General features: G+C 60.3%; 25 protein-coding genes. 15 read left to right on the plus strand and 10 right to left on the minus strand.

Going from position 1 to position 26,079, the window contains the following annotated elements:
• Positions 1–912, minus strand: coding sequence for a glycosyltransferase family 8 protein (locus PMI11_RS20335; RefSeq protein ID WP_007820743.1), 912 nt, complete (start codon positions 910–912; stop codon positions 1–3).
• 283 nt (positions 913–1,195) lie between these two features.
• Here PMI11_RS20335 and PMI11_RS20340 point away from each other — a divergent pair, with 283 nt between their 5' ends.
• Positions 1,196–1,492: a hypothetical protein gene (locus tag PMI11_RS20340; RefSeq protein ID WP_007820744.1), complete on the plus strand. Its 297-nt coding sequence runs from the start codon at positions 1,196–1,198 to the stop codon at positions 1,490–1,492.
• A gap of 29 nt (positions 1,493–1,521) precedes the next feature.
• Here the strand turns inward: PMI11_RS20340 and PMI11_RS20345 are convergent, their stop codons facing one another.
• The 4 genes from PMI11_RS20345 to PMI11_RS20360 form a co-directional block, all read right to left on the minus strand.
• The gene (locus PMI11_RS20345; protein WP_007820745.1) at positions 1,522–2,970 is read right to left on the minus strand and encodes a hypothetical protein; all 1,449 of its coding nucleotides are present in this window, start codon (positions 2,968–2,970) and stop codon (positions 1,522–1,524) included.
• A gap of 133 nt (positions 2,971–3,103) precedes the next feature.
• Positions 3,104–4,471, minus strand: coding sequence for a polysaccharide biosynthesis/export family protein (locus tag PMI11_RS20350; RefSeq protein WP_007820746.1), 1,368 nt, complete (start codon positions 4,469–4,471; stop codon positions 3,104–3,106).
• Positions 4,472–4,479: 8 nt separating this feature from the next.
• Entirely contained in the window at positions 4,480–5,430 is a 951-nt protein-coding gene (locus PMI11_RS20355; RefSeq protein WP_007820748.1) for a glycosyltransferase family 2 protein, read from the minus strand.
• Entirely contained in the window at positions 5,427–7,055 is a 1,629-nt protein-coding gene (locus PMI11_RS20360) for a sugar transporter (protein ID WP_244430634.1), read from the minus strand. Before PMI11_RS20360 ends, PMI11_RS20355 begins: the two co-directional genes overlap by 4 nt.
• Between PMI11_RS20360 and PMI11_RS38410 the strand changes: the two genes are divergently transcribed.
• Positions 7,045–7,167, plus strand: a complete 123-nt coding sequence (locus PMI11_RS38410; protein WP_280110104.1) for a hypothetical protein — start codon at positions 7,045–7,047, stop codon at positions 7,165–7,167. The genes PMI11_RS20360 and PMI11_RS38410 overlap by 11 nt on opposite strands.
• 100 nt (positions 7,168–7,267) lie before the next feature.
• Here the strand turns inward: PMI11_RS38410 and PMI11_RS20365 are convergent, their stop codons facing one another.
• Positions 7,268–7,981, minus strand: coding sequence for a sugar transferase (locus PMI11_RS20365; RefSeq protein WP_007820754.1), 714 nt, complete (start codon positions 7,979–7,981; stop codon positions 7,268–7,270).
• 466 nt (positions 7,982–8,447) lie between these two features.
• Between PMI11_RS20365 and PMI11_RS20370 the strand changes: the two genes are divergently transcribed.
• The 5 genes from PMI11_RS20370 to PMI11_RS20390 all read left to right on the plus strand — a co-directional run bounded on the left by PMI11_RS20370 (position 8,448) and on the right by PMI11_RS20390 (position 14,381).
• Positions 8,448–9,191 (plus strand): Crp/Fnr family transcriptional regulator, encoded by a 744-nt coding sequence (locus PMI11_RS20370; protein WP_085990557.1) that lies wholly within the window; start codon positions 8,448–8,450, stop codon positions 9,189–9,191.
• Positions 9,192–9,308: 117 nt separating this feature from the next.
• Positions 9,309–10,700: a glycosyltransferase family 4 protein gene (locus PMI11_RS20375; RefSeq protein ID WP_007820758.1), complete on the plus strand. Its 1,392-nt coding sequence runs from the start codon at positions 9,309–9,311 to the stop codon at positions 10,698–10,700.
• Positions 10,697–11,941 (plus strand): glycosyltransferase family 4 protein, encoded by a 1,245-nt coding sequence (locus tag PMI11_RS20380; RefSeq protein WP_007820760.1) that lies wholly within the window; start codon positions 10,697–10,699, stop codon positions 11,939–11,941. Before PMI11_RS20375 ends, PMI11_RS20380 begins: the two co-directional genes overlap by 4 nt.
• Positions 11,942–12,018: 77 nt before the next feature.
• The gene (locus tag PMI11_RS20385; protein ID WP_007820761.1) at positions 12,019–13,500 is read left to right on the plus strand and encodes a lipopolysaccharide biosynthesis protein; all 1,482 of its coding nucleotides are present in this window, start codon (positions 12,019–12,021) and stop codon (positions 13,498–13,500) included.
• Positions 13,501–13,550: 50 nt separating this feature from the next.
• Entirely contained in the window at positions 13,551–14,381 is an 831-nt protein-coding gene (locus PMI11_RS20390) for a glycoside hydrolase family 16 protein (protein WP_007820764.1), read from the plus strand.
• Here the strand turns inward: PMI11_RS20390 and PMI11_RS20395 are convergent.
• Positions 14,378–15,259 (minus strand): LysR family transcriptional regulator, encoded by an 882-nt coding sequence (locus PMI11_RS20395; RefSeq protein WP_007820766.1) that lies wholly within the window; start codon positions 15,257–15,259, stop codon positions 14,378–14,380. The genes PMI11_RS20390 and PMI11_RS20395 overlap by 4 nt on opposite strands.
• A gap of 99 nt (positions 15,260–15,358) precedes the next feature.
• Between PMI11_RS20395 and PMI11_RS20400 the strand changes: the two genes are divergently transcribed.
• Genes PMI11_RS20400 through PMI11_RS20410 form a run of 3 tightly spaced genes read left to right on the plus strand, consistent with a single transcriptional unit; the run spans position 15,359 to position 17,776 of the window.
• Positions 15,359–16,138, plus strand: a complete 780-nt coding sequence (locus PMI11_RS20400; protein ID WP_007820768.1) for an SDR family oxidoreductase — start codon at positions 15,359–15,361, stop codon at positions 16,136–16,138.
• Positions 16,139–16,148: 10 nt separating this feature from the next.
• A complete protein-coding gene (locus PMI11_RS20405) occupies positions 16,149–16,853 on the plus strand; it encodes a ribonuclease activity regulator RraA (protein ID WP_007820770.1) in 705 nt (234 codons plus the stop codon).
• Positions 16,850–17,776, plus strand: a complete 927-nt coding sequence (locus PMI11_RS20410; protein ID WP_007820771.1) for a dihydrodipicolinate synthase family protein — start codon at positions 16,850–16,852, stop codon at positions 17,774–17,776. Before PMI11_RS20405 ends, PMI11_RS20410 begins: the two co-directional genes overlap by 4 nt.
• 111 nt (positions 17,777–17,887) lie before the next feature.
• Here the strand turns inward: PMI11_RS20410 and PMI11_RS20415 are convergent, their stop codons facing one another.
• From PMI11_RS20415 to PMI11_RS20425, 3 genes are all read right to left on the minus strand, one after another.
• On the minus strand, positions 17,888–18,859 hold the full coding sequence (locus PMI11_RS20415) for a D-2-hydroxyacid dehydrogenase family protein (RefSeq protein ID WP_007820772.1): 972 nt from the start codon (positions 18,857–18,859) through the stop codon (positions 17,888–17,890).
• 107 nt (positions 18,860–18,966) lie between these two features.
• The gene (locus PMI11_RS20420; RefSeq protein ID WP_007820773.1) at positions 18,967–20,163 is read right to left on the minus strand and encodes a LysR family transcriptional regulator; all 1,197 of its coding nucleotides are present in this window, start codon (positions 20,161–20,163) and stop codon (positions 18,967–18,969) included.
• Positions 20,164–20,194: 31 nt separating this feature from the next.
• Positions 20,195–21,115 (minus strand): hypothetical protein, encoded by a 921-nt coding sequence (locus PMI11_RS20425; RefSeq protein ID WP_007820774.1) that lies wholly within the window; start codon positions 21,113–21,115, stop codon positions 20,195–20,197.
• Positions 21,116–21,672: 557 nt separating this feature from the next.
• Between PMI11_RS20425 and PMI11_RS20435 the strand changes: the two genes are divergently transcribed.
• The 5 genes from PMI11_RS20435 to PMI11_RS20455 are packed head-to-tail and all read left to right on the plus strand — an operon-like array spanning position 21,673 to position 26,004.
• Positions 21,673–22,632 (plus strand): VOC family protein, encoded by a 960-nt coding sequence (locus PMI11_RS20435; RefSeq protein ID WP_007820775.1) that lies wholly within the window; start codon positions 21,673–21,675, stop codon positions 22,630–22,632.
• Positions 22,633–22,635: 3 nt separating this feature from the next.
• Complete coding sequence (locus PMI11_RS20440; RefSeq protein ID WP_007820776.1) at positions 22,636–23,364, plus strand: PIG-L deacetylase family protein; 729 nt, start codon at positions 22,636–22,638, stop codon at positions 23,362–23,364.
• Complete coding sequence (locus tag PMI11_RS20445) at positions 23,364–24,035, plus strand: 4-carboxy-4-hydroxy-2-oxoadipate aldolase/oxaloacetate decarboxylase (protein ID WP_007820777.1); 672 nt, start codon at positions 23,364–23,366, stop codon at positions 24,033–24,035. The genes PMI11_RS20440 and PMI11_RS20445 overlap by 1 nt, the downstream gene beginning before the upstream one ends.
• Positions 24,028–25,086, plus strand: coding sequence for a 4-oxalomesaconate tautomerase (locus PMI11_RS20450; protein WP_202803157.1), 1,059 nt, complete (start codon positions 24,028–24,030; stop codon positions 25,084–25,086). Before PMI11_RS20445 ends, PMI11_RS20450 begins: the two co-directional genes overlap by 8 nt.
• Positions 25,087–25,137: 51 nt before the next feature.
• Complete coding sequence (locus PMI11_RS20455; RefSeq protein WP_007820780.1) at positions 25,138–26,004, plus strand: NAD(P)-dependent oxidoreductase; 867 nt, start codon at positions 25,138–25,140, stop codon at positions 26,002–26,004.
• The last annotated feature ends 75 nt before the right edge of the window (positions 26,005–26,079 follow it).

Here is a 26,079-nt window from a genome sequence, read left to right on the forward strand (position 1 = left end):
TCAGACGACGTAGTCGCCGGCGAGCAGGGTCTGGACGCGCGGATTGGGCATCTCATTCTGAAGGGCATGCCTCACGCGCTCGCGCATCGAACGATATTTGTAGACCACCTTGCGGTCGAAGCTGATGCCCCGGTAGAGCGCTTTATAGGCTGGGTGCGTCTTGCGCAGATCGATATAGACTTGGCTTTCGGTATCGCTCCACGGGAAGAACGTGCCGTGCCAGGGTTTGGGGTGCGCCATATAGTGGACGATGGCAAGCGAGGACATGTCCACCAGATGCAGGAACTGCTTGGGGAAGTTCCAGCGGTTCGACACCAGGATGAGCGAGGGGCCGCAAACATAGTTCAACGCGCCCTGATCATGCTTGCCGTCGCAGGCTTCCGGGTTCGTGGCAAAGAGTTGCAGCGCTTCCGGGCCGATCCAGCCGTCGCGGTGGAATTTCAGAACGCCGGCGTTGAAGTAACTGCTGTCCTTGCCGTTTTGCAGCAGGCCGTGGATGGACGTGTAGTCGCGGGCCGCGAAGAATTTTCCGGGGGGCGCGAACGCATTTTCGAGATCGGCAAGGCTGCTGACGATCTGCGTGTCGCCATCCAGATAGATGATCTGGGTATAATTCTCGGGCAGGATCTGGGCGAGTACGAGCTTAGCCATGGTGCTGACGCTGATACGGCCCATGAAATGCGAACCATCGAGCTTGCCGAGGGATTGGTGCAGTGCTTCTGTCGCATCCATCAGCTTGACACCGCTCAACGCCAGCAGGCTCTTCAGCTCCTCAAAATTGTCCAGATGTTCCGACATAAGAACACAGACATCCGTCTCAGCATTTGCAAATTTTCGGGCCTGCAGCGCCGAGAGAATAGTCGGAAAGGAATATTCGACATCCGTAACGTAGGCCACGCACTGATTACTCATGGTACAATCCTTCTCGTAGTTCTTCGTCGGCAAGTGTCTTTATTGAGTCTGTAAAAAATTTCTCTTTGTCGAGTTGCTGTCCTGTACTTGTTACAAGCGGGTAATTTCTCATCCGGTCGGGAGCCAATCGTGCCTCGTCAGCGTTTTGATCACGGCGGATTGTGAGAAAATTAACCATTGCTGTCGCTCCACTACCAAAAGCCGGGTGTTGTGGATTTAGCCCTGTAATGTGAAGATCGGCACGGGGCGCATGTGGGACGATAGAAAGGAATAAGGCATCGCAATGCTGAACGGCACGATCATTGTGATACTGATTTCGCTCGCAGCCGGAGCGGCCATTCGCGCCTGGGCCTTCGCTATTTTCGCGATCGTTGTAGCCCTCGGTTTCGGCATCGTGGCTCATCAAAACGCGTCGCTGCTTGAAGCCGCGCTTTACGGTTTCGCTATCCTCGTGCTGATGCAGGTCTGCTATGTGACGGGCGTCTTCGTGGCCGGGCTTTGGCGCCGCAGCCGCAAGCCGTCCAAGGAGAGTGCGATCGTCGACCCGGCGCCCGTGCCGAGCAAGCAGCAGCAGGGCTGACATCATCGACATGTTTTCTGCCCCGCACATCATCGTGATGGAAATACCGGCGTACTCATCAGAGATGCCGGCGTCCTCTGCAGACGGGTCATGCGGTTCTGCTGCCCGTAGGGGGCGGTCAGGCAACCGCTTGCAAGCCCGGCCGTGATGCTGAAAAGCAGGCCGAGGTCGGTGCTGCTTCCGGAAATCGTCGCCGAGGCAATCTGCGCGACGGAAGCGAAAACGGCAGCCATCCCAATCGCCCGGTTTTCACGGCTCGCCAGTTTGCTGCGAGCAGCAGTCAGGAGGCTGTAAAGGAAGAGCACGAATAGAACCGTCCCGGTGAGGCCGACGTTCGACAGAAGTGCGGCGGCGAAGCTCGATGCGCGCACGGTGCCGAGGCCTGCCCCGAAAGTGGCCGTCTCCACGAAAGAGACCAGCGCCAACGTGTTCCAGGCGGTGCGCTCCTCGCCGGATTGCGATTCGAGCTTGTTGGCCAGGGTGACGTTCGCCAAATCGCCGACGGCGTTCCAGGCGCTCGGGATCAAGGCTACAGCCATGATCACGCAGGGTACCATGAGCAGGGTGATCAAAAGGAAGGTCGCATAGGGACGTGTGGCCTGGCCGCCCAAAAGCCGCTTGAGGCTAAACAGGATCGCAACACCGATCATGAAGAGGCCGGCGACATAGGCAGTCGTCGAGGTGCAGAGGATCAGGGTCAGGCCGACCGATACCGTTGCAAAGCCGGTGAAGCGGCTCGGGAAGCGCTCAAGCCAAAGGATGAGGGTGAAGCTGAAAAACACCAGAGCCGCCGCACCATAGGCACTTGCCTCCGGGAAGGAACCGACGATGCGCTTGAAGCCGCCGATGACCTCGGCTGTGTGCATCGTATAGTTGGCGTTGCGCATGAAATCGAGCAGGTCGGGCTGACCTATCGTGAACGTCGCAATATCGAGCAGGGCGAAACCCAGGCAGACGAGCGCCGTGACGATGAGCTGGCGGGCGATGAAGCGCCCGTGCCCGAGCCGGGCAAAACCGCAGATGACGGCGAAGCAAATGAGGTCGCCGAGCAGGTAGACGGACTGCGTGAGATTGGAAGAACCCGGCGCCAGCGGCGATGCCATGATCGACATCAAGCCGGAACTGCTGCGTGCGGATGAATAAACCAGTGTCGCACCGGCAAAAATGCGGGGCAGGAAGAAGGCCGATACGGCGGAGAACAGAACATAGGCCGCAAACCAGAAGCCGGGGCCGGGATAGGCCAGGCTCGTCAGGGCCGCCTGTTTCTGACGCGGACGCAGCAGCACACCGATCGTGACGAAGAGCAGCAGCAGATGGCTCGGCTGAATGCTGCTGCCGCCGAGTGCGGGAAGCTGGAAGGCTGCGGCCGCACCGAGCAGCGTGGAGATGCAGAGCGCCGTGATCGCAAAGCGGGATCCATAGTAGACGAGCGCCAGGCCGAGCAAGAAGACGAGGAAGCCGATTGGTTCAATTGTCATGCCGCTACCTCCGAACAGGGTCGAAGATTCTCTGCCGTCACGCCACGCAAACCCTGCGTGCGGCGCAAAAAGACGGCAAATGCAGACATGAACTGAACTCCGACGCTAACAGGCATAATCCTACACTGGTCTCCTAGTTCGATCCCGTCTGCGATACCCAGTTCGGACGGGGCGCATCGCTTCGGGCTACATTAGGGATGAGGGCGGCGGCTGGCTGCTGGGGCTGCGATGCAGCAGATGAGGCATCGGTAGCTGCCTCGACGCCGATCTCGATGATGTCATGCGGCAACAGGGCGGTGTTTTCATCTGCCACGATATTGCTGTAGCTGCCGTCCTCGTTGCGGCGAACGATCTTGAAGTTCTTTTTCGTCGTGCCGAGGAGCGTCGATTCTGCACCCATGCGGGCGAGTTCGGCGCTGTATCCAGCCTGATCGCCGAGGAGTTGCGCCACTTGCATGTCGATGCCCGCCTTGTTGATGGCGAGGCTGAGCGTGTTCAGCTCCTGCTGGTTTTCGGCGTTCCGCTTGTTGATAATCGTTGCCTTTTCGCGCTGGCTCTCGTTCAGTCCCTGGCGGGACTTGGTCAGTGCGATCTCGAGGTCCAGCAGTTCGCTCTGGGTTTCAGCCAGGCCGCGGTCCACCGAATATTGGCGGGTATTGCTGGTCAGGCCCTTGCTGACGAGGCTGTTGACGTTGTTCAGCTCCTGCTGCGCAAGGTCGATCTGCCGCTTCTGGGAGACGATCTTGGCCTCCAGCGACTGGATTTCCTGCGTATAGAGGCGGCTCAGATCGTCTGCCGCCTCGATCTGGCTGTTGGATTCGACAGCCCGCAGGCGCATCAGGTTCAGTTCCTCGGCCTTGAGTTTGTCGATATCCGGCACGCCGGCGATCTCTGCGGGAATGTCGAAATCCGACTGACCGGCGATCTCGGCGCGCAGGCGGGCTGCACGCATCAAGAGATCGCGGCGATTCAGGAGGGCTGAGCGATAGTCGCCGGCCGACTGGATGCGGTCTCGCTGATAGTAGCTGCTGTCGTCACGCGACCGCATGTAGCCGCCTGCAATGCTGACGGCTTTGATGACGGTCATATTGGCCTCGAAGGGATAGCGTCCCGGCCGCTCGATGCTGCCGTTGACGAAGATCGGCGCGTGCTGGTCGATTTCGACAGCGATGAAAGGCCTTCCGGGAAGGTCGGCCTTGTCGGCCAGTGCTTCTGAAATGGCATCCGACAGCTGCTCGGTCGTCTGGCCGGAGGCCCTGATTTGACCGGCGATCGGGATCGAAAGATTGCCCGCATCATCGACGCTATAGGTTCCATCGAGAGCTTCCCAGCTCGCATATTTGGAATCGGTGGAACGCCATTCCACGACCCGCAGCTTTATCTTGTCTTCGGGGACGAGCGTGTAGCTGTCGGCGTGGGCAGCACTCCATCCCATCACGCAGGTAAAAACGGCAGCAAGGCCAACGAATGGAAGACGATCAAAGAAAGACATGGGCCACATAGCGTCTGTTACCTCCGTTTTGCCGCGATGGATGGCGAAGGCATCTCGCGATTTGAGGACTGGCTGAGTTCGAGGATGCGCATGGGAGATGCACGTCCCATCAGCAGATCGGACAAAGCCAGGAAATTGCCGTTCAGCCGGCCAAGACGGTCGACTGCGCGATCATTGAGCAGGGTGCCCCGGGCGTTCGCCAGGATATTGCGGCCGATCTGCGCCAGCGCACGGGTCAAGGACATGGTGCCCTTGCGCATCAGATGCACGGGATTTGCGACTTGCGAATAGCCGAGCCTCTTGCCGGGCTGGCGTCCGGACTTGACGCCGAGATGGACGCCGCAGGCGCCCGAAATATGCACCGATCGTCCGTAGCGGGCGATGGACCGGCTGAAATCGACATCTTCGAGCCAGCCGTAGAGCGGCAAGTCCTCGTCGAAGGCGAGCCCGTGGCCGACAATTGGCGCCAGCCGAACCGCCATATTGCATCCATAGGCGTTATAGATTTCGGTCACCTGCTCACCTCTTTCGCCTGCGGTCTTGATGACATGCATGGCTTCGGACTGGGTCAGCCCCTTGCCGAGAATGCCATCGGCGAGGACGTCTCCGGTGGCGATGACCACATCCGGATTGTCGGCGAAGACGGCCGCCATGCGCGGAATAAAGCCGGGCGCGGGAATGAAGTCGTCGTCGAGGAAGATCAGCACGTCCATGTCCGCGCTTGCGGCCTCAATGATCCGGTTGCGCTGGCAGGTTAGGCCGCGGGGCCCGACCATCAATTCCACGCCCTTTCGGTCGGCGAGCCCGGCAGCGTCATCCAGGTTGGGGACGCAGACGATTATGCGCTCCGGGTGAGGCTGGAGGCTGTCGATATAGGTCACCGTCTCCAGAAGTGTCGCCGGCCGGCCCGCCGAGGCAATGCCGACGGCGATCTTCAGCTTCGGCGCTTGTGGGGTCGGAGCCATCATGTCTGAACACTCGCTGGTGTGTTGTTGATGATCGCGCCGAGGATTTCTGCGCCGACATTGCGCATGCTGTCGATGACGCGAACGGTCTCGTCAATCGAAGTGCGGCCGTAAGAGGTTACGACGAGAACGCCGTCCAATTCCGGAGCGATCGCATTGGCGTCCGGCGACGAGGTGAAGGCAGAGATATCGACGAATATGGCGTCGAATTCCTTCTTCAGGTCGCTGAAGTTGAGCTGGGTGCGGCGCGAGCTCAGACGAACGGCGGGCGTCACTGCGCGGACCTTGCCAAGAGGCAGGAACTTCAGAGTGGGTGTCAGTGACAGGGTGGCGGTGCGGATCGCCTCGATATTGTCGAGCACGTCGATCAGGCCGGCCGAACTGTTCGGCGCAATGGACTTGCTCAGGGAAGATTTTGTCGCCGCGGCATCGATCAGCAGGGTACGCGAACCTGATATTGCCGAGAGCACAGCAAGCTCGCAGGCGATGGTGGATGCTCCTCCGCCCGGGTTAACGGCCACGATGCCGATCACCACGCGCCGTCTGCGGCGGAAGCCGGTGACAGTCGCACCAAGTTCGGCCATTCCGGGGATCATCGGATAGGCGACGGTGCCGCTATCGTTGGCAGTAGGCAGCGCCGCCGCGCGGCCAGCCCTCTTTGCGCGCCCAAGAGGCGTGACGAAAGACAGGCCAGCCGCTTGCGAGAGCTGGTTGGTACGCATGATGCGCCGGTCACTGACATGGCGGATCATGGCAAGGCCGAGGCCGGAACCGGCGCCGACGACCAGCGCGAAGGCGAGGATCAGCGAATTGTTCGGTTGCGCCTTGGAGAGCGGTGAGGTGGCCCGCGAAACGATGGTGGCGTCGGAGACCGGATAGGAAATGCGCTGCTTGGCCTCGGTGTACTGCGTAAGGGTGTTCTCGAAGAGGGTGCGGCGGGCATCGGTCGCGCTCTGCAACTCAGCAAGCTTGAACTGGTCGCGCGGATTCGCCTTGAAGGTGGCAAGCGCACTTGCGGCATCGGCAAGCCCGCGCTGCTGCTCATTGACGAACTGTTCCAGCCATTCGCTGTACTGCTGGGCTGCAGCGGCCTTCATCTGGACATTCTTACGGATGTATTGCTGGGCAACCGCATCGGCGATCTCAACCGCCCTCTGTGGGTTGGATGCGGATGCGGATATTTCGAGGATCGTCGACTGGCCAATGCGGCGCATTGCGACAATATTGCGCAGCCGTGCGATCGCCCGGTCGGTCCGCTGCGCTTCCTGGCTCGCCGCAGCGGGCTGGGCATTGCCCGAGGTCGCATCACTCTGTGCCGTCTCCGGCTGGGCGGTGCTGGCGGGGGTGCCCGTCAGCCAGTCCTTGACCTTGTCCTGCAGGGAAAGGGACTGATTGGAGAAGGCCGGATCGTTGGCGAGGTTCAGCGCGCTGGCGGCACCGCCAAGCACGTCGCTGGACTTCGCTATTTCGAGCTGTGCATCGATGAAGGCGTCTTCAGCGAACGCGCGTTGAGCGTCCGAGCCGTTCACCTGCGGGAAGACCATAAGCTGGGTACTGGCCACATATGTCGGCTTGGCGATGAGGAGATAGGCGGCGGCAAGTGCCAGGAAGACCAGGATGGTAGACACGATCCACGGCCAACGCATCCTTACGAAAAAGGACATGTCCCGCAGCGTCAGCGACGAACTACCGCTGGCAGTGGCCGGCAAAGATATCGGGGAGACGCTGCTGAAGACGTGATTTGAGTTCATAGTGTCCTGATCCAAAGGGCGAGAGTGTCTTCTTCGTTGATATTCAGCAGGTGCGCATGGCCCCGGTCGGGCCATACGTCGTTCTTGGATTAGTAGCAGCCGCGCTGCGAGAACAGGGCGGGAACCGTCTTTGCGATGATGATGAAATCGCGCACGAGCGACCAGTCGCGGACATATTGGACATCAAGCGCGACGCGATATTCGTAGCTGACATCGTTGCGGCCGCTGGTCTGCCATTGTCCGGTCAGGCCTGGTCTTGCAGCCATATAGCTCGTGACATGCTCGCCGTAGCGCGCAAGTTCTTCAGCCGTCACCGGCCGCGGGCCTACAACGCTCATTTCGCCGCGCAAGATATTGATGAGCTGCGGGAGCTCATCGATGCTGGACTTCCTCAGGATCTCACCGACAGTGGTGATGCGCGGATCGTTCTTCAGTTTCCGCGTCGTTTCCCACTCGGCCCGCGCTGAGGGATTGGCGCGCAGCAACTCGGCGAGCTGGGCGGCGGCATCGGTTTTCATTGTGCGGAACTTGAGACAGCCGAACGCGGCGCCCCCATATCCAATACGTGTATGCGAATAGAAGACCGGCCCGGGATCGCTCAACTTTACGATGAGTGCGACGATCAGCATCAGGGGTGACAGCAGAACCAGAGCGGTGGTCGCCACCACGATATCAACCGCGCGCTTGGATGCCCTTCCGACCACATGAGGTCGTGATACTAGGCGACGATCGTTATTCGGCCCGGACTGGTCAACGTTCGGCCAGGATTCACGAACTTCAATACTCTGTGTTTCCCAAGTCATCGACCGACTCCAAAAGTTTCCGGTTAGAACCTTATGAAGTTTGGTGCAGCGCAATGTGCTTGTCTGTGACCGCGGTCATAATGATTAGCAAATTCTTTATGCTAATACTGTAATGCTACGGAGTTCTCTACGAATTCGGCGGCGGGGGATTTCTACATCCTAATTTTATTCGAAAATTTAACTTACATGTCGTCTGAGGCGCACGGCTTGAATAGATGAAGCCGGGCGTTGTAGCTATTTTTTGAACAATTTTGATAGGGACCGCCCCAAAAATAGGCAGTTTGGCTTAATACCTCTCCTGAATTCGACGGATACTAGAAAAAATATAATCTATATAACTGGTGGTATTGTCACTATTATTTGAGATGCTCTTGTCATCTTCGATTGTTATTTGACTCTCAAGTTAGGACAATATAAATGATGCAGTGCAGCATCAGCTACGACCAATCTGTTTTGTTGGGGAGTTATGCGCATGGACGGAGCTACACAAACGAGAGACTATAGGGTCGCTGTGGGCAATGCGGCTATTAGCGTTGTTCCGGATACATCTTTGAACAATCGCATCTCAAGTGACGACGACTTCCCGTTCTGCCGCGCGACTATACGAAATTTTCGTCGCGGCGAACTTATTGCAGGCGCTGGAGTCTTTGTAGATATGTTTGCTCGCGTGCAGCGCGGGCTAGTCAGCGCCAGTACGATGCTGCCAGACGGCAGGGAGTTCATTGTGGAGATCATTCCGAGGGGCGGTTTGATCGGTGAGCTCGAAGTATTACGTAAGCAAATACTGAATCTGGAGTATAGAGCCAGTTCGGATTGCGAGCTATACTTCTTCGAAGGCCGGCTGCTGCGAGAAAGGTACGCCACCGATCCGCAGTTCCAGGAGAAGGTTTTTTCGAGAACGCTTGCGCGTGTTTCCGAGCTGGAGCGCCGCATAATTTCGAACGCCGGATCCAGCCTTCAGTCGCGGCTGGCCGCAATGCTTCTGCGGCTATCTTCGGTCTACGGAAAGGATACGCCGGCGAACCGGGACGTGCTGATAATTTCCCAGAACGATCTGGCGGCGACGCTTCCGGCTTCTCGTGAAAAAGTCAACCAGTGCTTGCGTCGCCTGCGTGAATGCAAGGTGATCGACGGAGCCCAGGGCAGGATCCGTATCCTCAACCGCAAGGCGCTGGAAGCCTATGCTGACGGTGCGGCGTCGGCAAAATAATGCACTTCGTCACGATCCGGCTGCCGTCCGCGGCCGGTCCGTGACCACTTCACCCTCATGGACGGTTAGGGGCCTGGCCGTCAAAGCATCCATTGTGTCTGTCGTCGGAGAGCTTCTATGAACGACATCGGCCAACTGCGTCCTGATGAGAATGGGCCTGCCGTTTCGACGTTGCGGTGGCCGGCTTCCGGACGCTACGCAAAAATATGGAGGGACGGCATCGCGGCGCACCCGGTGCTCGACCGTGTGGTCATCATTGACGACTATTCGACGGCGAGGGGTGGGGCGACCGCCCTTGCGGTCCTGTCGGCGAAGCTCTTCTGCGGACTCGGCATTGCCGTGACCTATATCTGCGGCGACGATGGAGCGAACGAGGAGCTTGCGGCCCTCGGCGTTTCAATCGTCAAGCTGAATAGCCGCGACCTCCTGAGTTCCAACCGAGCCAAGGCCTTCGCGACCGGCATTCATAATCCGGCAGCCGGCAGCATGATTTCCACCTGGGTGCGGGCCAACGATACGCCCAGGACAGCCTATCATGTTCATGGCTGGCATCAGATCCTGTCGCCGGCGGTCTTCGACGCGCTTACACCCGTTGCGGAGCGATGCGTCGTTCACGCCCATGATTTCTTTACCGGTTGTCCCAATGGGGCCTTTTTCGATTATCAGGCGCAGGAGATCTGCCAGCGTCGTCCGCTCGGGGCAGGCTGCATCACCACCTCCTGCGACAAGCGCAGCTATGCGCAAAAGCTCTGGCGTGCGGCCCGCGGCGCCAATCTCTTGCGCGCGCTGAGAAGCCGCCCCGCCTTCAGCAGGATCATCCTGCTCCACGAAAAGATGGCCGAGTTCCTGGTGGGCTCCGGCTACCAGCCGGAACGGCTCGTCACCATCCGCAATCCTATCGCGCCACTGACGGCCGAGCGTGTGACGGCCGAGGACAATGATGAGTTCGTCTTTATCGGCCGGCTGGACGAGGAAAAGGGCATCGAAGATGCGCTTGCCGCTGCGCGCAGAGCCGGAGCAAGGCTATGCGTGATCGGCGATGGGCCGCTGATGCCGAAGGTCGTGGCGGCCGGCGATCATGTCCGGCCCATGGGCTGGCAGTCGCATGCGGAGATCGGCCGGATCATCCGCACCGCAAGCGCGCTTGTCATGCCGTCCCGCTATCCGGAGCCGTTCGGCCTTGTGGCGATCGAGGCGGCGCGCAGCGGCCTTCCCGTTATCATGACCAAGGGCGCTTTCCTTGCCGAGGAAATGGAGAGGGCCGGAATGGCGATCTCCTGCAACACGATGGACGAGGAAGCCTTCGCCACAACGCTGGCGGCCTTCCGCAACATGCCGAGGGAGGATGTTCGCCTCATGAGCGAACGTGCCTTCCGGCTGTCGCCCAATCTGGCGACGACGCATGAAGAATGGCGCGATGCCCTTCTCGCGCAATACCGCAGTCTGATTCCGACGAATGTAGTGCCCGAGCCGAGGGGCGGGGCGATCATACAAGGAGCGTTCAGGTGACTGTCAAAGCAGCAAGCTCTCTCCCCGAAGCGATGGCATTCCGCGGTGACGCGCCCGTCGTGGCAAGAAGTCGGGTCGTCGAAGCCGGCAGCCGGGTCGATGCGAAGCAGCTTCGCGTCGCTATCGTCCACTATTGGCTGGTATCGATGCGCGGTGGCGAAAAGGTGGTGGAAGAACTCTGCCGTATGTTCCCTCAGGCAGACATCTTCACGCTGGTGTATAATCCCGATCGTACCAGCGATTTCCTCAACAGCCGCAACATCCAAACGTCCTTCCTGCAGAAGATCCCGCGTTCTACGCGCCATTACACGAAGATGCTGCCGCTCATGCCCTTCGCGCTCGAGCACTTTGATCTGCAGGACTATGATCTTGTCATTTCAAGTGAATCCGGCCCCGCCAAGGGCATCATCACCCGGGCAGATGCACTTCACATCTGCTACTGCCATTCGCCGATGCGCTACATCTGGGATCAGTTCCATGTGTACCGGCGCGGTGTTTCCTGGATCGGCAAGGCAATGATGTCACTCACGGCTCCGATGCTGCGTGCCTGGGATGTGACGACTGCCTCGCGCGTCGATACGTTCGTAGCGAATTCCAGCTATGTCGCGGGCCGTATCCGCCGCTTCTATGACCGCGACGCCGTCGTCATCTATCCACCGGTTGCGACCGACGATTTCGCCGTCGGGCAGGGCAAGGGCGAGTTCTATCTCTATGCGGGCCAGCTCACCGCCTATAAGCGGCCGGATATTGCCGTGAAGGCCTGCACCGAAATGGGCCGCAATCTGGTCGTGATCGGTGAGGGCGAGCAGGAAGCCTATCTGAGATCAATCGCCGGACCGACGGTGCAGTTTCTCGGCCATCAGACGTTCCCGGTTCTGCGTGATCATCTGTCGCGTTGCCGCGCGTTGCTGTTCCCTGGCGTCGAAGACTTCGGCATTCTGCCGGTGGAAGCGATGGCGTCCGGCCGGCCGGTTCTGGCCTTTGATGCGGGCGGCGCACGCGAAACTGTCTGCGCACCGCATGTCGGCTTCCGCTTTGCCGAGCAGAGTACGGAAGCGCTGATGGAAACGATGGCAGCCTTCGAAGCGGTCGAGGACGCGCTCGATCCGGTGGCGATCCATAACCACGCCCTGAAATTCTCCGCAGCGGTGTTCCGCGACCGCCTCGGTTCGCTCATCGATGAGCAACTCGCCAAGCATGGCCATCAGGCCGCAAGCCCTATCAGGAGGAAAGTAAGCTGACACGCACAAAAACCCCGGAGCGGCGGTACCCGGCGCTCCCCAGAAGAGGTTCGTTGCTCATGGCCAAGGAATAGATCGTGTCAAGCGTATCGCATAGAACGGCGACAGCAAGCATTTGGACAATCAGCGGAAAATTCCTGGCACGACTGCTCGATTTCGTGAGCCTGCTCATTCTTGCAAGACTTTTGAGCCCGGCCGATTTCGGCATCGTCGCCATTGCCACATCGGTTCTTGTCATCGTCGAGGCGATCCTCGATCTGCCGCTCACCCAAGCGTTGGTGCGTGTTCCCTCACCGTCTGAGCGGATGTTTGCAACAGCCTTTACATTGAGCCTCATCAGAGGAACGGCGATCAGCCTGTTGATGATGGTCATCGCCTGGCCGATGGCTCTCATCTACAACGATCCGCGGCTTTTTCAGCTGGTTGCCGTGGTTTCGATCGCGCCTGCAATGCGTAGCGTCATCAGCCCGCGCATGGTGCTTTTCATGCAGCGTTTCGACTTCCGGCGCGAATTTGCCCTCGACCTCATCGCCAAGGGATCGACCCTGATCTTTGGTGTCAGTGTCGCGCTTGCGACCAATAGTTACTGGGGGTTGGCGATTGGCGCCGTTGCCGGGCCGACGATGTCGACCATCGTCTCCTATATCTTCGCGCCGATGCGGCCGAGGCTCAGCCTTTCGGAATGGAAGCATTTCCAGGACATGATCGGCTGGAACACTGTTTCTCAGGTTCTCAACTCGCTCAACTGGCAGATGGACCGGCTGCTGCTGCCGTGCTTTACGAGCCTTTCCACTTACGGCGCCTTCAGCGTCGCGGATAATCTTGCCGGCATTCCCTATCAGACATTCGTCGGTCCGCTGATGCGTCCGCTAATGGCCGCCTTTTCCAATGTTAGCGATCGGGGCAAGCAGATCACCGCCTATCTGAAGGCCACCAATGCAATCATGGTCGTGGCGGCTCCCATCCTGTTCGTCATCATTTTCCTGGCCGAACCGATCCTGCGCATCGTCGTCGGCGAGAAATGGGCCTTCGCGGCGCCGATCCTGCAGTGGCTCTGCACCGTCAGCCTGATCGGCCTGCCGACGACCATCATGCCGCCGCTCGTCATGGTTCTCGACAAGACCCGCTATGTGGCGCTCCGGATGTTTGCTGAATTCGCAGTGAGGGCGCCGGTTACAGTGCTCGGCGTTGCGATGTTCGGGCTTGACGGTGCGCTGGCAGGGCGCGTCATCGCCGCTGTCGTTGCCTATGTCGTCTGCCTTGTCATCACACAGCGGCTGATCGGTGCCTCGATTGGTGCGCAGCTCTACGCGTTTATCCGGCCGCTTGCGGCCTGCCTGCCGATGATCTGTTTCCTGCTCTGGGTTCGGCCTGTTCTCATTGCCATGCCGCTCGGCATCGAACTCGTCGCTGGCGTTGGCTTATGCAGCGGTGCCGCGCTTGCGATTTTCTGGGTTTTCTCCTTGCTCCTGTGGCAGGCCGTAGGGCGGCCGGACGGGCTAGAGGCCATCATCGTCAGGAAGATCATGCCCTGGCGAAACGGAGTCGTCGTCTCATGATCGGCTCGCAAAACCCCGCGACGGGGTCGAAATCTCCGGGAGGGAGAAACATGCATTACGCGAAATTTGCCGGAAGATTTGCGCTTCTGATCGTCATCGGCCTTTTCGGCCCGCCAGGTCCGCGGCCGAGCGAAGCGGAAGAGCCGCTCAATCTCGACGATTTTCAGCTGACCTTTAGCGAAGATTTCAACACCCTAGATGCTTCGGCCTGGGGTGAGAACGGATCGCGCTGGATCGCACATACACCGTGGAATGGCGATTTCGGCGATGCCCAGTTTACCGACCCGATGGACGGTTTCCCTTTTACGGTCAATGACGGCATCTTGCGGATCGAGGCTCGGAAGGATGCGGATGGCAAGTGGCGCTCCGGTCTGCTCGCCTCCACCAATCCGAAGGGCGAAGGCTTCTCCCAGGAGTTCGGTTATTTTGAAGCGCGTATGAAGCTGCCGCCCGGCAAGGGCGTATGGCCGGCTTTCTGGCTGATCGGCCTCGACCGGTCCAAATTTACCTCGGAAATCGACGTGATCGAATATTACGGCCGTGCACCGGGCGAGTTCAGCATGGGCTATCATGTCTGGCGCCCGAGCAACCAGCACACGACGGACGGCCATCTGACGAATGTGCCCGAAGGCTCGCTCAGCAGCGACTATCACACTTTCGGCGTCGATATCGGCCCGCAGAAATCGACCTTCTATCTGGATCGCAATCCCCTCTGGAGCTTCGATACGCCGCCGGAATTCCACATGCCCTTCTATCCGCTGGTCAATCTTGCGCTCGGGTCAGGCTGGCCGATCGATGAAACGCCGAACCCGTCCTATCTGCTGGTCGATTACATCCATATCTATCAGCGCAAGGACCTGATTTCGGCCAAAAACGATTAGGGCCGGATGGCGGTCTGCGAGCGTTTGAGCGCGTCGAGTACGATGCCGGTCAGCCGGCGCGATGGGGAACTGCGCGGCCAGAGCATACCGACCTCTCGCGGTGGAAAGGGCACAGGCAGTTCGAGGACAGCGAGGTTGAGGCCTTCCGGCCAGGGTCTTGCCCAGTCCGGCACCAGAGAGACGCCGAGCCCATTGGCGACCAAGACCGAGATCGCTTCGAGGGAATCGAGTTCCAGACGTTCAGCCGGCTTCAAACCCTGTCTTTGAAGATACTCGTCGGCAAGGCGGCCACCCCAGTTGTTCCGGTCGTAGCGGATGAAGGGGCGGGTCTTCAGGAGCGCGTGCGGGTTCTCGCCCCGGCAAGCGGCGGGGGCTACGAGAACCAGACGTTCGGCCCGCAGCAGTTCCCATTCCAATGTTTTCGGTATCGAAAAAGGTGGCTTTACGATGATCGCCGCGTCGATATCCCGGTCTATCAGCCGCTGGTAGAGATCGGTCGACGGGCCTGGCAGCAGGAAGACCTCGACAAGCGGCATGCTGGCGAAGACTTCATGCAGGGCTGAGGGCAGCAGCCCGGTCAGCGCGGTGGTGATGGCGCCGAGCCGAAGCTCGCCGGAAGGCAGATCGGCATTGGCAAGGCTGCGCAGATCGCGGACCTCTGAGAGGATCCTGCGGCTCTTTTCGATGATGGCGTGGCCGGTATCGGTCGGGCGGACACGGCGGCCAACCCGGGTCAGCAGCGGCACGCCGACATCGTCTTCCAGCGCCTGCATGCGCTGGGCGACCGCGGCCGGCGTGATGCCGAGGCGGCGGGAGGCTTCGGCCAGCGATCCGAGTGCGGCAACCAGCAGGAAGGTATCGAGAAAGCGCGTTTCCATAAGAAAAGTTTTTCTATCTTCTGAAACCAGAAAAAGCGAGATTTTTCTTCTTTTCGTGATCGCCATAATGTTGGCGAAACCGGAGTATCTGCCTTGGATATGCAATTGAATGGAAAGACCGCGCTTGTGTTCGGTGCGGGTGGTGGACTGGGCGGTGCGATTGCCCGCTCGCTGGCCTTAGAAGGCGTTCGCGTCGCCGTCGCCGATATCGATGAAGCCGCGGCAAGGAAAACGGCGGAAGGTATCGTTTCCGGTGGGGGGAAGGCACTGGCGATCGGCTGGGATATTGCCGATCTCTCTGTCATCGAGGCAAGACTCGCTGTGATCGCCGATACTTTTGGGGCCGTCGATATCCTCGTCAACAATACGGGCGGACCGCCACCAACACCGGCCTCCGGTCAATCGGCGGAAACCTGGTCGAAATATTTCGACATGATGGTGCGTTCGGTGATTGCCGTGACGGATGCCGTATTGCCCGGCATGAAGGCGAGCGGTTGGGGCCGTGTCATCACGTCCACGTCATCAGGCGTCGTGGCGCCGATCCCCAATCTGGGTATCTCCAACAGCCTGCGCCTGGCATTGGTCGGCTGGTCGAAGACGCTCGCCCGTGAGATCGGCCGTGATGGGATTACCGCCAATATCGTGCTGCCGGGGCGCATCGCGACCGGCCGCATTACTTTCCTCGACGAACAGAAGGCGAAGCGCGAAAACCGGCCGGTGGAAGAGGTGACGGCGGAGAGCACAGCCGCCATTCCTGTCGGGCGTTACGGCCGACCGGAGGAATACGGAGACACAGTTGCTTTTCTCGCCAGCCCGCGCGCATCCTATATTACCGGCTCCGTCATCCGCATCGACGGCGGCCTCATCCAGAGCATATGAGGTGCAATCCATGTCTCTAGATCCAGCCGTTATCGAAACTCTGAAGGGCGTCTCCACGGCGACTCTGACAACCGTGCTTCTGAAAAAGGGGCTCAGGAATGTCTGGATGCGCGGCACAAAGCCGCTAAGGCCGGGCCAGGAGCGGGTGGTCGGCCCAGCCTTCACGCTGCGTTTCGTGCCGGCGCGGGAGGATTTGGCAACACCCGAAAGCTGGGCTTCGCCAATCTCCACGCGCGCGGCGATCGAGGAGATGCCGGAGGGCTGCATTGCCGTGGTCGATGCGATGGGCGTGCAGGATGCCGGCATCTTCGGCGATATTCTCTGCGCCCGGATGATGAAGCGCAAGGTCGCGGCCTTGGTCAGCGATGGTGTGGTGCGCGATCTGGAAGGCGTGCTTGCGAGCGAGTTGCCTGTCTGGTGCGACGGCATGGCTGCGCCGCCTTCCGTCGCCGGGCTGACCTTCGTCGGCTGGCAGCAGCCGATCGCCTGCGGTGGCGTTGCTGTTTTCCCCGGCGATATCGTCGTTGCCGACAAGGATGGCGCCGTGCTTATCCCAGCCGCCTTGCTCGATGCGGTGCTTGCCGAAGCGCCGGAACAGGAGCGCATGGAAGGCTGGATCATGACCGAAATCGACCGGGGCGTGCCGCTGCCTGGTCTCTATCCCATGAACGCGGAAACCAAGGCACGCTATCAGGCGTGGAAGGATGCACAATGAGCTTCGGAACTGACGCAAAGGGCGTCTATGCAATTGCAACCACGCCATTTCTGCCTGATGGTACCCTCGACGCGCCGTCAATCGACCGGCTGACCGACTTCTATCAGGACAGCGGCGTTACCGGCATGACTATCCTCGGGATCATGGGCGAGGCGCCGAAGCTTGAGCCCGCGGAATCGCGAGCGATCATTCGCCAGGTGGTCGGCCGTTCAAGAGTGCCGGTCGTTGTCGGCGTCTCCGCACCTGGCTTTGCGGCGATGCGTTCGCTCGCCCGCGATGCGATGGACATGGGGGCCGCCGGCGTGATGATCGCGCCGACGCCGGCGCTTCGCACCGACGAGCAGATCGTCCAGTATTTTGCGCAGGCTGTTGAGGCCGTCGGCACGGACGTTCCGTGGGTGCTACAGGATTATCCGCTGACGCTGACGGTCGTCATGTCGGCCAGCGTGGTCGCCAAGATCATCTCCGATCATCCCTCCTGCGTCATGCTTAAGCACGAGGACTGGCCGGGATTGGAGAAGATCTCAAAGCTGCGCGCCATGCAGAAAGCCGGCGAGCTTCGACCCTTCTCGATCCTCTGCGGCAATGGCGGCATGTTCCTCGATTTCGAGCCGGAGCGCGGTGCTGACGGCGCCATGACCGGCTACGGTTTCCCGGACATGCTGGTGGAGTTGGTCAATCTGTTTGCCGTCGGCAAACGCGATGAGGCCCATGACCTCTTTGACGCCCATCTGCCGCTGATCCGCTACGAACAGCAGCTCGGCGTCGGCCTTGCCGTCCGCAAGCATGTTCTCATGCGCCGGGGCGTCATCACCTCGGATGCGCAACGCAAGCCAGGAAGCGCGCTCAGCGCCACGGCGCGGGCTGAGGTCGACTATCTGCTGCGCCGCCTTGCGCGGCACGATCCTCGCGCACCCGTCTGATGAAGAAGGCTCCCCGCGGCAGAGCGGGGAGCCTTGTTGTTCAAAATGTACCGCCGCTCGGTCGATGGCGGCGGTCGCCTGCGAGGCGATGTGTAAGCAGTCGTTCCCGCCTTACTTCGGAGAATTTAGAACCCGGATCGGTTTTCCGTCGATCCAGGCGGCGATATTCTCCACGGCATCCCGATAGAAGATGCGATAGGTTTCCTCCGTCACATAGCCGAGATGTGGGGTCGCCACGACATTGGCGAGCCGCCGGAATGCGTGGTTCGCGGGCAGGGGCTCCTCGTCGAAGACATCAAGGCCGGCGCCGCCGAGATGGCCGCTTTCCAGTGCTGTGACCAGTGCCTGCTCGCCGACGAGTGGTCCCCGGGACGTGTTGAGAAGGATGGCACCCGGTTTCATGCGGTCGAGTTCGCGCTTGCCGATGATGCCCTTTGTTTCAGCGTTCAGGGTGAGATGCAGCGTGACGATATCGGCGGCGGACAGCAGTTCATCGAGGGAGGCGGCGTAGCCGATGCCGAGATCGGCACTTTTCTGCGGCGTGTTGGAGCGCGACGAGCCGATAACGTTCATGCCGAAGGCGCGGCCGTAAGCGGCGACCTGCTGGCCGAGCTTGCCGAGACCGACGACGCCGAGTGTCAGCCCCCTGAGGTCGCGCCCGACGGAGAGCTGCCACGGATTTTGCGCTGCGCGGAAATTGGTGACTTCCGAGGGGATATGGCGAACCAGCGCCATCAGCAGCGCCCAGGTGAGTTCAGCGGCTGAGCCGACGAAACCGCGCGTGCCGGCAACCGTGATGCCGAGGCGGGTGGCAGCGGCCATGTCGATCGAGGCATTGGCCATGCCGGTCGTGATCAGCAGTTTCAGTTTCGGCAGCCGGCCGAGGCGTTTGGCGTCGAAAGGGGTGCGTTCCCGCATGGCGATGATGATGTCATAGTCCGACAGCCGGCCGATCAGCGCGTCGGTATCGGCGATATGGTCGTCGAAACAGTTGATCTCGACCTTCGCCTCGATGCCGCTCCAGTCGGCCATGGAAAGCGCGACGTGCTGATAGTCATCGAGAATGGCGCAGCGTAAAGGCATTCGAAGAACTCCATGAAATATCGGTGTTTGGCGCCCCGGTCAGAGAACCATTATCGCATATTCCGAGGATATGGTGGCCGCTCGCGCAATCGTGAGAGAGGCATAGGCTAGTCGAGTTCTGCCGAATGTTCCTTGAGCAAAGCCAGAAATTCCGCCTGAAGGGCCGTCGGTAGCCAGTGGCGGCGCAGCGTGACACCGACAGGGCGCCGCGAATCCGGCAGCGGATAATCCATCGCGGCGAGAAAGCCTGCCTCCAGCTCATAGCGGATCTGATGGTGGGAGAGCAGGGCGAGGTGATCGGACTTCAGGAGCACGCCTCTGATGGCATTGAGCGAGCCGGTCTCGACGCTCTGGCGGGCAGGCTTGTCCTTCGGAAAGGTTGCTGCCACGGCGTTGAAGGTTTCGCGCGAGGGCGTGTCGCGGCGGGCGACGACCCAGGGGTAGTCCGCGAGATCGTCAGGGGTGATCTCCCGGCGCTGCGTCAGCGGATGGTCGGCACGTCCGGCGATGCTGAGTTCGAAATCGAAGAGCGGTTCCTGATACAGGGTTTTCGAGACGAGGCTTCTACGCAGTGCGCCGACGAGGATATCGATGCGGCCGCGCTCAAGGTCGTCGATCAGCACCTCGTAGCTGCCCTCAACGATTCCGAAGCGTGCGAGCGGATAGCGGTTGGCAAGATGCGCGATCACATCGGGCACCAGGAAGGTTCGGGTCAGTGGCAGGGTGCCGATCGAGATACGGCCGGCATAGTGATTGCGTGCCTCCAGGAGCTCGTCGCGAAGGTTTTCGAATTCAGAAATCGCCAGGCTGAACCAGCGGGCGGCGGAAAGGCCTGCGGCGGTCAGGCGGACATTGCGACCGGAATTTTCGAAAAGGGAAATGCCGATGATGGCTTCGGCCTCGCGAGCGGCGCGTTGTACGGCCGGTTCCGATTGCTCCAGCGTGCGGGCAGCGGCGCTGAAGCTGCCATGTTCGGCAAATGTCGTAATGGCGCGCAGGTGCGGCCATGTGAGGCGCATTTCGATAATGCCAATTGCCGCTTTTGCGGCTGGTCCCCAGGCCTGACGGATAAGGCCAAGAAGGCGACGGAACCGTTGTTGGGCGATCTTGCCTTCCGCCGTCAGCATCATGGCGTGGCGTTCGACAAGGGTTGCGTCCAGAAGCTTTTCCAGCCGCCGCAAGGCTTGGGATGCCGCAGGCTGGGTGATGCCGAGGATGGCTGCGGCTGATGTCAGCGAGCCGGTCTCGGCGCAGGCGACGAATAGCCTGATATGTCTGATATTCGGATGGTCGGGCGTCGGCATGGCTCTTCCTGGGGGCCTGCGGAGGGGCTTCTCAGGGTAGCGCGGCCGGTGTTTTGACGGAACGGTGTTTGTTCATCCAGTCTGCCGCCACCTGGATGCCACCGAGCGGGAAGATATGCAGTTGGCTAATAAGGCTTTCAGGCTTTTCTGCTTTGTAATCAGCAAAGGCAGCGACCAGATCGGTCGGCTCGTAGGGCAAGAGCAGCTTGCCCATGTCCATGGCGCGCTTCTGCAGCACCTTGATCGAGGGGCCGATGCCGCAGGAGATTGCGTATTTGATCAATGTCTGAAGCCTGGCAGGACCGGCAACGCCGACATGGATGGGCATGGTGACGCCGGCTGCCTGGATGCGTTCCGCCCAGTCGATGACAGGTTGAGGGTCGAAGGTGAATTGAGTGGTGAGGGCAAGCTGCGCATCGGTACGCGAGGCGAAATCCTGCTTCCAGAGCAGTGCCCGGTCGGCCAGGGCAGTTGATCCGTCCGGGTCGACGTCACGGCTGCCTTCCGGATGACCGGCAAAATGCAGATGCGTGAAGCCGTGATGGTCGAAAAGCCCGGTCTCGATCAATTGTGTGGAACTGTGAAAATCGCCTACAGGCGTGGTCCTGCCGCCACCGAGCAGGAGAGCCTGGTGGACATCGGCTTCGCCGCGATATCGTTCCAGCCAGTCCGCCAATGTGCTGATATGAGGAATACTGCGGGCCGGGAGATGCGGCATGACTGCAAACCCTTGTGCGCTTAGCCGCCTTGCCGTCGCCACCATATCATCGATCGGGGTGCCGTCGAGATGAGCGATATAGACGCGTGTCCCGGTTGGCAGGAATGCGCGAAAGTCATCGATCTTGGCGGCCGTTCTTGGCATGACCTCGATCGACCAACCTTCGATCATGTCGGCGAATTCCGGCTCAGGAGTGCGTTCCCTGGACTTGCTGGTAAAATTCAACAACGCCATTTCATTACTCCGTTCGGCGCTCCTCCGCGCCTCTCAAAATGTATACATAAAGAAATCTATTTCAATCCAGATGAGTCAATTTCAGGCTAAATTGCGATAAATATGCAGATACCTCGATCTTTGAGTATGCATTTGGCTTGAGAAAAAAAGGAGCGTGCCTGTCGCGTAGGACCGCCCATTCGCTCCGGCGGCCTGACGATCAGTGATAATATTGTCGATCCGACCATGCCCTTCTGCGGCGTCAGGGAATTCGGCCGGGCCGCGAAGGCGGCATCGAGGGCCTCGACAATTATATCGAGCTGAAAACCGTCCATTTTACCTAGATGCTGGCAGGGGTGGATGGTCGCCGGAGCCGGGCTTTGGCGGCAGTCCTTTCAGCTCGCTCTTGGCTCTATCTGTAACCTCAGCTTATGACCCGTCAGCAGAACGAAGTTGCCTGCTGTTGCCAACCTTCCTAGTATTTTCAATGGCAGGCGGACGTGGAGGCGTACGCCTGTGAGGAGGATCATCATGAGATTTTTGAAAGCCGGTGAGGCCATCGCCTGGGAGCCTGCCGCATGACCGAGCCCTGTTTTGACGTCGCGCATCTCGGTCATGTGGAACTCTATAGCGACCGTTTCGATGAGAGCCTGGATTTCTTCACAAGGGTCTATGGGCTCACACCCAGCCTGATCGAAGATGGCGTCGCCTATCTGCGTGCCTTCGACGATTATGAATTCCATACGCTGAAGCTGGTTCGGCATCACACGACCGGCGTCGGCCATGTCGGCTACCGCACGTCGTCTCCGGAAGCCCTGGAACGGCGGGTGAAGGTGATCGAGGAAATGGGCTGTGGCCTTGGCTGGGTGGACGGCGACGCGGGACATGGCCGCGCCTATCGCTTTATCGATCCGGACGGTCATATTTTCGAGCTCTATTACGACACGCATGTCTATGAGGCGCCCGAAGGCGAGCGTCCAGCGCTGAAGAATATCGCCCAGCGCTATCACGGGCGCGGCGCCAGTCCGCGCCGGCTCGACCACCTGAACCTGCTCGCAAGCGATATCAGGGCAATCCGCGACTTCATGACGAAAGCGCTTGGCAGCCGGGTGACGGAGCAGATCCAGCTCGACAATGGAAGGCTTGGTGGCTGCTGGTTCACGGTCAACAACAAGACCTATGACATCGCCTATTCCGAAGACCATACCGGCGCGAAGGGCCGATTTCACCACGTCACCTATGCTGTCGACCAGCGCGAGGACATTCTGCGCGCGGCCGATATCTTTCTTGAGAATGGCGTCCATATCGAAACCGGGCCGCACAAGCATGCGATCCAGGGCACCTTTTTCCTCTACGTCTGGGAGCCAGCGGGCAACCGTGTCGAGCTCGCCAATGCCGGCGCTCGGCTGATCCTCAGGCCCGATTGGCCGACCGTGACCTGGACAGAGATGGAGCGCAAGAAAGGCCAGGCCTGGGGCCTGAAAACGATCGAGACATTTCACACGCATGGCACGCCCCCCGTGGCAAGGAAGGACTAGTTCATGGCAAAGACGGCCTTGGTCATCAGCGCGCATTCGGCGGATTTCGTCTGGCGCTGCGGCGGTGCGATCGCGCTTCATCAGGAAAAGGGCTACGAGGTTACCGTTCTCTGTCTGTCCTATGGCGAGCGCGGCGAGAGCGCCAAGCTCTGGAAGAATGCAGGGATGACGCTGGAAAAGGTGAAGGCGGCGCGGCGCGTCGAGGCGGAGAATGCCGCGCAGGCACTTGGCGTGCACGATATCCAGTTCTTCGATCTCGGCGATTATCCGCTGGTCGTGGGCCAGGAGGCAAAATTCCGGCTGGTCGATGCGATCCGCGCCGTGCAGCCGGAATTCATGCTCAGCCACTCCAAGTGGGATCCCTATAATACCGACCATATGTATGCGACGCAGGTGGCGCTCGAAGCACGCATGATCGCACAGGCCTGGGGGCATAATCCTGGCGAGAAGGTCCTTGGTGCGCCGCAGCTTTATCTGTTCGAACCGCACCAGACCGAGCAGATGGAATGGAAGCCAGACGTCTTCCTCGACATCTCGCCTGTCTGGGAGAAGAAGTGGGCGGCGATCCAATGCATGGAGGGGCAGGAGCACCTCTGGCACTACTACAAGAATGTCGCCGAAAACCGCGGCAATCACTTCATGCGCAATTCCGGCGGTCAGTCGGGAGGTCGTAAGGCAACGCATGCCGAGGGTTTCCAGTCGGTGTTCCCGCGAACGGTGGATGAACTCTGATGGGCGTCGTCGTTCAGAACATCGAGAGGGCGGAACAATCCGTCATCGATCGTCTCGCTACCTGCGGGGTGGCGACCGTGCATGAGGCGCAGGGCCGCAAGGGCCTGCTCGCGAGCTACATGCGACCGATCTATCCGGGTGCGAGGATTGCGGCGAGCGCGGTGACTATTTCCACCCCTCCGGGCGACAACTGGATGCTCCATGTGGCTATCGAGCAGATCAGAGCGGGCGATATCCTGCTGCTCGCGCCGACCAGTCCCTGCGAGGATGGTTATTTCGGCGATCTTCTGGCGACGTCTGCCATGGCGCGTGGCTGCCGCGGGCTCGTCATCGATGCCGGCGTGCGCGATGTCGCCGATCTCAAGGCGATGAATTTTCCGGTCTGGTCGAAGGCGATCTTTGCGCAGGGCACGGTCAAGGAGACGCTGGGCTCGGTCAATATTCCCGTGGTCTGCGCCGGTGCGCTCGTCAATCCGGGTGACGTGATCGTTGCCGATGATGACGGCGTCTGCGTCGTGCTGCGGGAGGAGGCGACCGATGTTGCCGACAAGGCCGAGCAGCGGATTGCTGCGGAAGAGGAGAAGCGCCGGCGGCTGGCCGCAGGCGAACTCGGGCTCGATATCTACAAGATGCGCGAGCGGCTGGCAGAGAAGGGGCTGAAATATGTCTAGGGTCGCGGCGCAAGGCGGCGTTCCCTGCATGTGGATGCGCGGTGGCACGTCCAAGGGTGGCTATTTCCTGGCTGAAGATCTGCCTGAGGATCGCGACGGATTTCTGCTCCGGGTGATGGGCTCGCCCGATCCGCGGCAGATCGACGGCATGGGAGGCGCCGATCCGCTGACCTCGAAGATCGCCGTCGTCAAGCGGTCCGAGCGGCCCAACGTCGATATCGATTATCTCTTCCTGCAGGTCTTTGTTGATGAGCCCATTGTCACTGATGCGCAGAACTGCGGAAACATCCTTGCCGGTGTCGGGCCCTTCGCCATCGAGCGCGGCCTGATCGAGGCCGGGGACGGGCAGACGGAAGTCCGCATCTTCATGGAAAATACCGGGCAGGTCGCCACCGCTAAGATCGCCACGCCCGATCGCCGTGTGAGCTATGCGGGTGACGCTCGTATCGACGGCGTGCCGGGCACGGCGGCGGCGGTGCCGATTACCTTTGCGGATACGGCAGGTTCAAGCTGTGGAGCCCTGCTGCCGACCGGCCATGCCGTCGATATCATCGAGGGTATCGAATGCATGCTTATCGACAATGGCATGCCCTGCGTCGTCATGCTGGCGAGCGACCTTGGCATCGAAGGGACGGAAACGCCTGATACGCTCGAAGCCAATGGAGAGCTTAAAGCGAAGCTCGAGGCGATCCGGCTGAAGGCCGGGCCGATGATGAATCTCGGCGATGTCGCTAAGAAATCGGTGCCGAAAATGACGATGGTTTCGCCGGCAAAAACTGGCGGTGCGATCTCAACGCGAACCTTCATTCCGCATCGTTGTCATGATGCGATCGGCGTGCTCGGTGCAGTCAGCGTGGCGACGGCCTGCCTTCTGCCGGAAGGGCCGGCGGCCAAACTGGCTGTCGTGCCTGATGGCAACGAGAAACTGATTTCCGTCGAGCATCCGACCGGAGAAATGAGCGTGATCGCGACCGTCAGGGACGGTGTCGTGACCGATGCTGCGGTGCTGCGGACCGCCCGCAAGCTTTTCGATGGGTATGTCTTTGCGTGAATGCTGCAGCGTTCAGTCGCGGGACAGTATTTCGCGGAATAGGAGGCTGAGATGAGGATCGGGTTTCTGGGTTATGGCGAAGCAGCGCGAGCCTTTCATGAGGGGCTGAGCCGACCGGGCCTGAGTTTCATCGCCTATGATATCCTGCTCGCTTCAGGGGGCGAAGCCGTACGCGATGCGATGCGATCACGCGGTGCCGATATTTCCGAGACCCTTGCCGGGTTTTCGGAGGCGGATTGGATATTCAGCGCCGTGACCGCCGACCAGAGCTTGCGTGCCGTCGAACCGCTCTTGCCGTATCTGCGGCAGGGGCAGGTGGTGATCGATATCAATTCCGTTTCGCCGGACCGAAAGCGGGAGACAGCTCTCGCTGTAGAAGCGGCGGGCGGCGATTATCTCGACATGGCGGTCATGGCGCCGGTTCACCCGCGCAAGCACCAGACGCCTGTTCTACTTGCTGGTGCTCCGGCCGAGCGGCTGTTGCCGGAGCTTTTGGGGCTCGGCTTTTCGGCAGAGATTGCGGGACCGGCGGCCGGTGCTGCAACAGCGATCAAGATGGTACGTTCGCTGTTTGTGAAAGGGCTGGAGGCGATCACCGTCGAGGCTTTGCTCGCGGCAAAGGCATCCGGCTGTTACGAGGAAGTCCTATCTTCGCTTTCAGGGTCTTTTCCTGGTCTCAACTGGCCGCAATTTGCCGAATACCAGATGGAGCGCACGACGCGGCACGGGCGGCGGCGGGCGGCGGAGATGCGCGAAAGCGCTGCGACGCTCGATGCGCTTGGGCTTCGTGGCGGGTTGGCGATGGAGATTGCCGAGGTGCAGGAGCGCATGGGTGCTTGCGGCCTAGGCCAGATTGGCGGGCTGGAAGAAACTGTCGGACGTGTACTGGAATTGCGGTTGAGGCCTCAGAAGGGATGAGCATCCGAGGGCGGGACCGTGCGGCCCGGATGAGGGGGCCGTAGCTCACAAGCGACCGTTCCTCTCGGTCCGATC

It is taken from the genome of Rhizobium sp. CF142 (genome assembly GCF_000281145.1).
Taxonomy (GTDB): Bacteria; Pseudomonadota; Alphaproteobacteria; order Rhizobiales; family Rhizobiaceae; genus Rhizobium.

Coding starts and splice junctions, on each gene's coding strand:
- PMI11_RS20420 (WP_007820773.1), bottom strand. CDS start 20,163: ATGCCGACGCCCGACCATCCGAATATCAGACATATCAGGCTATTCGTC.
- PMI11_RS20450 (WP_202803157.1), top strand. CDS start 24,028: ATGTCTAGGGTCGCGGCGCAAGGCGGCGTTCCCTGCATGTGGATGCGC.
- PMI11_RS20350 (WP_007820746.1), bottom strand. CDS start 4,471: ATGTGGCCCATGTCTTTCTTTGATCGTCTTCCATTCGTTGGCCTTGCT.
- PMI11_RS20340 (WP_007820744.1), top strand. CDS start 1,196: ATGCTGAACGGCACGATCATTGTGATACTGATTTCGCTCGCAGCCGGA.
- PMI11_RS20335 (WP_007820743.1), bottom strand. CDS start 912: ATGAGTAATCAGTGCGTGGCCTACGTTACGGATGTCGAATATTCCTTT.
- PMI11_RS20455 (WP_007820780.1), top strand. CDS start 25,138: ATGAGGATCGGGTTTCTGGGTTATGGCGAAGCAGCGCGAGCCTTTCAT.
- PMI11_RS20435 (WP_007820775.1), top strand. CDS start 21,673: ATGACCGAGCCCTGTTTTGACGTCGCGCATCTCGGTCATGTGGAACTC.
- PMI11_RS20425 (WP_007820774.1), bottom strand. CDS start 21,115: ATGGCGTTGTTGAATTTTACCAGCAAGTCCAGGGAACGCACTCCTGAG.
- PMI11_RS38410 (WP_280110104.1), top strand. CDS start 7,045: ATGGTAGACACGATCCACGGCCAACGCATCCTTACGAAAAAGGACATG.
- PMI11_RS20445 (WP_007820777.1), top strand. CDS start 23,364: ATGGGCGTCGTCGTTCAGAACATCGAGAGGGCGGAACAATCCGTCATC.
- PMI11_RS20390 (WP_007820764.1), top strand. CDS start 13,551: ATGCATTACGCGAAATTTGCCGGAAGATTTGCGCTTCTGATCGTCATC.
- PMI11_RS20400 (WP_007820768.1), top strand. CDS start 15,359: ATGCAATTGAATGGAAAGACCGCGCTTGTGTTCGGTGCGGGTGGTGGA.
- PMI11_RS20415 (WP_007820772.1), bottom strand. CDS start 18,859: ATGCCTTTACGCTGCGCCATTCTCGATGACTATCAGCACGTCGCGCTT.
- PMI11_RS20355 (WP_007820748.1), bottom strand. CDS start 5,430: ATGATGGCTCCGACCCCACAAGCGCCGAAGCTGAAGATCGCCGTCGGC.
- PMI11_RS20405 (WP_007820770.1), top strand. CDS start 16,149: ATGTCTCTAGATCCAGCCGTTATCGAAACTCTGAAGGGCGTCTCCACG.
- PMI11_RS20370 (WP_085990557.1), top strand. CDS start 8,448: ATGCGCATGGACGGAGCTACACAAACGAGAGACTATAGGGTCGCTGTG.
- PMI11_RS20395 (WP_007820766.1), bottom strand. CDS start 15,259: ATGGAAACGCGCTTTCTCGATACCTTCCTGCTGGTTGCCGCACTCGGA.
- PMI11_RS20345 (WP_007820745.1), bottom strand. CDS start 2,970: ATGACAATTGAACCAATCGGCTTCCTCGTCTTCTTGCTCGGCCTGGCG.
- PMI11_RS20365 (WP_007820754.1), bottom strand. CDS start 7,981: ATGACTTGGGAAACACAGAGTATTGAAGTTCGTGAATCCTGGCCGAAC.
- PMI11_RS20410 (WP_007820771.1), top strand. CDS start 16,850: ATGAGCTTCGGAACTGACGCAAAGGGCGTCTATGCAATTGCAACCACG.
- PMI11_RS20440 (WP_007820776.1), top strand. CDS start 22,636: ATGGCAAAGACGGCCTTGGTCATCAGCGCGCATTCGGCGGATTTCGTC.
- PMI11_RS20375 (WP_007820758.1), top strand. CDS start 9,309: ATGAACGACATCGGCCAACTGCGTCCTGATGAGAATGGGCCTGCCGTT.